The sequence below is a fragment of the Sphingobium sp. TB-6 genome, from assembly GCF_012927365.1.
Classification (GTDB): Bacteria; Pseudomonadota; Alphaproteobacteria; order Sphingomonadales; family Sphingomonadaceae; genus Sphingobium.
In genome coordinates, this window is the sequence record NZ_JABBGL010000040.1 from 1 (window position 1) to 5,868 (window position 5,868).

6 protein-coding genes are annotated in these 5,868 nt (G+C 61.3%); 2 read left to right on the forward strand and 4 right to left on the reverse strand.

The features are described from left to right. Positions 1 to 26 precede the first annotated feature (26 nt). Both HHL26_RS23850 and tnpB (HHL26_RS23855) read right to left on the reverse strand, forming a co-directional pair. Positions 27 to 1,640 carry an IS66 family transposase gene (locus tag HHL26_RS23850; protein ID WP_082748335.1) on the reverse strand — a complete coding sequence of 538 codons (1,614 nt, stop codon included), beginning with the start codon at positions 1,638 to 1,640 and terminating at the stop codon, positions 27 to 29. 60 nt (positions 1,641 to 1,700) lie between these two features. Beyond that, a complete protein-coding gene (gene tnpB, locus HHL26_RS23855) occupies positions 1,701 to 1,874 on the reverse strand; it encodes an IS66 family insertion sequence element accessory protein TnpB (protein ID WP_169576908.1) in 174 nt (57 codons plus the stop codon). A 468-nt stretch (positions 1,875 to 2,342) separates the two neighbouring features. Here tnpB (HHL26_RS23855) and HHL26_RS24430 point away from each other — a divergent pair, with 468 nt between their 5' ends. Both HHL26_RS24430 and HHL26_RS23870 read left to right on the forward strand, forming a co-directional pair. After that, on the forward strand, positions 2,343 to 2,807 hold the full coding sequence (locus HHL26_RS24430) for a helix-turn-helix domain-containing protein (protein WP_169576910.1): 465 nt from the start codon (positions 2,343 to 2,345) through the stop codon (positions 2,805 to 2,807). 286 nt (positions 2,808 to 3,093) lie between these two features. Next, a complete protein-coding gene (locus HHL26_RS23870) occupies positions 3,094 to 5,226 on the forward strand; it encodes a recombinase family protein (protein WP_206377612.1) in 2,133 nt (710 codons plus the stop codon). Positions 5,227 to 5,232: 6 nt separating this feature from the next. Here the strand turns inward: HHL26_RS23870 and tnpB (HHL26_RS23875) are convergent, their stop codons facing one another. After that, the gene (gene tnpB, locus HHL26_RS23875) at positions 5,233 to 5,442 is read right to left on the reverse strand and encodes an IS66 family insertion sequence element accessory protein TnpB (RefSeq protein ID WP_169576911.1); all 210 of its coding nucleotides are present in this window, start codon (positions 5,440 to 5,442) and stop codon (positions 5,233 to 5,235) included. Continuing rightward, entirely contained in the window at positions 5,439 to 5,768 is a 330-nt protein-coding gene (locus tag HHL26_RS23880) for a transposase (protein ID WP_066552878.1), read from the reverse strand. The genes tnpB (HHL26_RS23875) and HHL26_RS23880 overlap by 4 nt, the downstream gene beginning before the upstream one ends. Between the last annotated feature and the right edge of the window lie 100 nt (positions 5,769 to 5,868).

Here is a 5,868-nt window from a genome sequence, read left to right on the forward strand (position 1 = left end):
CGTATGCATTCGGAGAAGGCCGCGGATCAGGCGGCTTCGCGTTGATCCTCTGCGGTGCGCCAGTTCCAGGGAAGCAGTTCATGGAGACGGTTCTGAGGGATGTCGGCGATGCGGCTGAGCACATCGGCAAGCCAAGCCTGCGGATCGATGTCGTTGAGCTTCGCCGTGCCAATGAGGCTCAGCATGAAGGCGGTGCGCTGGCCGCCGCGATCTGAACCAGCGAAGAGCCATGATTTTCTGCCCAGGGCTATGCCTCGAAGCGCCCGTTCCGCCGCGTTGTTCGAGAGGCAGATGCGGCCATCATCGAGGAACGCAGCGAAGGCTGGCCATGCCTTGAGCATGTAATCCATGGCCTCGGCCACATCGCTGTTCTTCGATAGCTTGGACCGGTTGTCGCGCATCCATTCTTCCAGATCGGCAACGAGCGGGGCGCTGAGTTCCTGTCGAAGGGCGTGGCGCTCCTGGGCCGGTCTGCCGTTGATGGCGCGCTCAATGTCCAAGATCGCGTCGATACGGCGGACCGCCTCCACTGCCAGCGGCGAGATAACGGCCTTTTTGCGGCGCTTCTTGAGCTGCGCGGCGATATCGGCCAGCTCGAAGAAATAGCGGCGCGCGTGGCTCCAGCATAAGGCGCGGGTCAGCGGCGCCGGCAGTCTGTCGGCATGGAACAACGCATTGTAGCCGGCATATGCGTCAGCCTGAAGGATGCCTCTCCAACTGCGCAGATGTCCCACGGGATGCTCGCCCCGCCGGTCCCGGGAATAATGGAAGATCGCTGCGGGCGGTGCCGGTCCGCCAAAAGGTCGATCATCCCGAACATAGGTCCAGATCCGGCCCGTATCGGTCTTGGTCTTGGTCAGCACTGGCACCGTCGTATCGTCGCCATGCAATCGCTCGGCGGCAAGGACGTGGGCTTCGATCAGGAGATAGAGCGGCATCAGCGCGGCGGTGCAGGTGCCGACCTGATCGGCCAGAGTGGAAAGGCTCAGGTCCACGCCTTCCCGGGCATAGCGATCACGCTGGCGGTTAAGCGGTTGATGCGCGCCGAACTTCTCGAACAACAGCATCGCCAGGAAGCTGGGGCCAAAGAGCCCGCGGGGCGTGACGTGGAACGGCGCCGGCGGTTGGGTGATCTTCTCACAATCCCGGCAGGAGAACTTCTCCCGCACGGTCTGAACCACCTTCCACTGTCGCGGCACGACCTCAAGCGTCTCGGTGATATCCTCACCCAGCTTGCACAGCCGTTCTGAGCCGCAGCAGGGGCAGGCATCGGGCGCGGCGATGACGACGCGCTCGCGCGGCAGATGCTCGGGCAAGGCCTTGCGGGCGGGCCGCTTGCGCTCGAACGGTGCGACGTTGGTCTTCGCCGCTGCCAGGGCAGCCAGGAACTCATCTTCGCTGGCAGCGGTCTCGCACTCCTCGAAGGTCAGTTCCATCTGGTCGAGCAGATGGCGCGTGCGTTCGGATCGCTGGCCAAAAAGGGTGCGGCGCATCTTCTCGTTCTGCAGTTCGAGAAGGGCGTTGCGGGCTTCCAGGTCAGCGTTGATGGCCTTGATGCGGGCGACTTCAGCGGCGACAGCCTCGGCAGCGGCAAGCCGCTCGCGAAGGCTGTCGATCTCTGCTTGCGCTTCGGTCCCCATGGTCAATGACATAGCCGAAAAGCACCGGAATCCCTAGCTTCTTAGGTCATGCCGGGGCTTTTATCCGGCCAATGTCGGACGCCAGGTGGCCTGCGGATTACGCCAGTCGATCGCCTCCAACATGCAAGCCATCTGCGAGGGGGAAATGGCAATCACCCCGTCCACGGCCGAAGGCCAGATGTACTTCCCGCGCTCGAGACGCTTGTAACTCAGTTGGAAATGCAGGCGGTTCATCTGCGGCGTTGCAGCTTGTGACAGTGACCCACCCCTTTCATCCGTACACCGGACAGCAAGGGGAGTGCATTGCGAGACGTGGCAACCGGTCGGGAAAGCGGTGGTTGCTGCGCTTTGCCGATGGCCGGATTTGCCCTGTTCCGCCGCAATGGACGGATGCGACACCTCCCGATCTTGAGGTTACCGCAGTGGCCCGGCGCGCCCTTTGCAGCTTTTCCGATCTGTTGGAACTAAGCGATCTGGTGGCACTGCTTATGTCGCGGAAGAGGGTCACTGGGGCGAAGGCGCGTAAGGATAATTATGCCGCATCTGTAAAGGGAATAACGCCGCATAGCCCTTGGGGTCTGCGCTGAATGGCCCACTTACTAACCATTATCTACCGAATCACTGGCACTCATTGTCTTGACGCATTGGCTATATACGGCATATTATTCATTACATATAAAAAGCGAGAAGCGAGGGCTGCAGGTGCCGGACGACATCAAGCACAAGCGATCGAAAGCGAGTGTTTTGGCCGCGGATGGCACGCTCAATCCGGCACCGGAGAAAGTGGGCGATCCGAAATTCCAGGAGGACGGCTTCTTCGATCCGCGCGACATCGTGCAAGTGAAATACGAGATGCTGCGACGCGTATCCGTCGACAAAATGTCGGTGACGGAGGCGTCAGACGAATATGGTGTCTCCCGGCCGACCTTCTATCAGGCCAAGTCGGACTTCGAGGATGCGGGCTTGGCCGGTCTGGTCCCGAGGAAGCGTGGCCCCCGCGGACCACACAAGCTCCAGGGCGAGGTGATGGCGTTCCTCAAGGCGCAAGTGGACCCTGGCGAACCCATTCGAGCGCGGGAGCTGACGGACCGTGTCCGGGCAAAGTTCGGCCTCGATGTCCACCCCAGAACGATCGAGCGCGCGCTCGGTGTAAAAAAAACTGCGTGATCGGAGCCGGCGCGCCACTGCATCCCGCGATGCAGTGGCGCGCCATGGAGCGATACGAAATATTGCGCGCTGCCGCGCTCGGGACCGCACTGCCCCCAGAGGCGCGCAGCGGCCTCACGATCCTTCTGCATCGAGGCATGTTGGCTTGGGCTCGCGCGATTTTACGGGCACCCTGCCATAGCCCATCCGCTGCCGTACCTGCAGTTGGCCTGCCGATCGCAGATGTAGCTTCCGAACGACGTACAGTCATCCACCTGCTCGCCGCCATGGTGATGGCGGCCCCTGAATGGAGGAGATCGTCATGAACGAAAATCTCAAGGTCCAATCGCACCATCTCGAACGGGGGGCCTATCTCTACATCCGGCAGTCATCGATGCGACAGGTCATGGAGAATGTCGAAAGCACCAAGCGTCAATACGACCTACGCGGGCGCGCGATCGGGCTGGGATGGCGTGACGACCAGATCATCGTCATCGACAGCGATCAAGGTGAATCCGGTGCTTCAGCGTCGTGGCGCGAAGGGTTCCAGAAACTGGTGTCCGATGTCGGCATGGGGCGTGCGGGGATCGTCATGGGCCTGGAGGTGTCCCGTCTCGCGAGAAACAATGCGGACTGGCATCGGCTGTTGGAAATCTGCGCCTTAGCCGACACACTCATCCTCGACGAAGATGGCGTGTACGATCCGTCCAACTTCAATGATCGCCTGCTGCTCGGACTCAAGGGCACGATGAGCGAAGCCGAGTTGCACGTCATCAAAGCCCGGTTACGCGGTGGAATCCTCAACAAGGTGCGCCGCGGTGAATATCGCTGCCCCCTGCCAACCGGCTTCATCTATGATGAGGTTGGCGATGTGGTCCTCGACCCTGACGCCCAGATCCGGGAGATGATCACCCACTTCTTCGAAACATTCTCGCGGGTCGGATCGGCCACGCAGACCGTCAAGGCGTTCGCCAGGGAAGGCCTGCTCTTCCCATCCCGCGTCCGCAACGGCAAACAGGTGGTCTTCCAACCGTTGACCACATCGACCACAATGCGCACGTTGAAAAATCCCCGCTACGCGGGCGTCTATGCCTATGGCCAGCGCCTTTACCGCCGGACCGTCGACGGAAGGATACAACTCCGCAAACGTGATCCCAAGGAATGGATCGCCTGCATCCCGGATGCCCATCCAGGTTACATCAGCTGGGAACAATATCAGCACAATCTCAAAATACTTGAGGCCAATGGGCGAGGATACGATCCCGCGCGCGCCTCGCCGCCTCGCGAAGGTGCAGCCTTGCTGCAAGGGCGCGTTATATGCGGACGCTGCGGCAGTTATATGAAAGCCCGCTACGCCGATCGGCGGGGACAGGTGGATACGTGGTATGTGTGCAGCCAGGCCTACGAGACTCGCGGGGAACGCCACTGTCAGTCGATCGCAGGCTGGCCCGTTGACGGAGCAATCGGCGAACTGATCGCTGCTGAAATGACGCCCGCCGCCGTGGAGTTGGCGTTGGAGATCAGAAAAGAGATCGAGGCGCGCCATGACGAAGCGGATCAGCTTCGGCTTCGCGCTGTCGAACGCGCCCAGATCGATGCCGATCTTGCGCAGCGGAGGTTCATGCTGGTCGATCCGAACAATCGCCTGGTGGCCGACACTCTTGAACGAGAATGGAACGACAAACTGCGCTTGCTGGCTGACCTGCAGGAAGAGAGGGAGCGCGCCCTACGCGAAGACCGGGTGGCACTGGACGATGCAATCCGCGATCGGTTGATCGCAATGACCACCGACTTCACAACGGTCTGGCACGATCCGACGCTGCCGAACCGTGAACGCAAGCGGCTTCTTGCCTATCTTGTTGAGGACGTCACATTGCTCAAGTTCCCGGACGAAGGTGAGACCCGCATCCACATCCGCTTCAGAGGCGGGAGGACCGCAACGCTGACGACCCAGAATCCCAAATCCTCTGCACAGCAGGTAAAGACCCGGCCCGAGGTCGTCGAACTGGTCGACAAGCTGCTCGACGACTATATCTGTGCCGAAATCGCGGACATACTGAATGCAAAAGGGATCCGGCCCGGCGGTTCAGCGCGACGGGATCAGGCCGACGCCCAGTTTACCGACATGCGCGTCATCTATCTCGTCAAGACATATGGTCTGCGCCCGCGCTACGACCGGCTGCGCGAGCGGGGAATGCTGACGAAAGCCGAAGCCTGCGCCAAACTCGGGATCACCGAGTGCACTTTGGTCAGGTGGGCGAAATACGGCATCGTGAAACGACATGCCTACAATGGCTATATCGGCCTCTATGAGCCGCCAGGACCGCACATCCCGGCCAAGCAGTGCAGCCGATGGAACCAACTGGTCCACCGGGCTGAGACCGTTCGCCGGCTCAGCAGCTCAAAATGCATGGCTATCGACGAAAGGGCTGTAGTATGAAACCAGTTAGTTGGCATAAAGCGACATGCCGACACCATCATGCCAGATGATCTTGCAGAGGTCGCCGCGGCGTCCCCTGAAAATGTAGAGATCCCCGGCGAAGGGATCACGTCCGAAACTCTGCTGCACCTGCAGAGCCAGGCTGCGCATGCCGCGCCGCATGTCCGTGTGCCCCGTTGCGATCCATATCCGAACGCCGGAAGGAACTGGGATCACGGCTTGACCGACCGCAGCACTGCCGACACCAGCCCAGGTGATGCGCCAGCGGGAATGCGCACGATCGCCCGCTCAAACTCGACGGTGATCGCCGATCCGATCACTGGCACCGGATCGGCTTGCACCTGCACCTCGGCAAAGCCCTGCGCTGCCTGCCCCATCTGCCGCCGCCATCTGTAGATCTGGTTCGGCCGCAGATCGGCACGGCGGGCAATCTCCGCCACGTTCGCACCGGGCGCCGAAACCGCCGCGACCAGTTCGCGCTTCTGCTGGTCGCTCCATACCCGCCGCCGCTCCGGCCCCGAAATTACCGTGATCTGACTCATCGCACCGTCCTTAGTATCGGTGCAAACACCGGCGCTTGCACCGGTGCCATGTCAAAATATCAGCGGATCACCGCAAGGCGGCCCTCACCGGAGCGATACC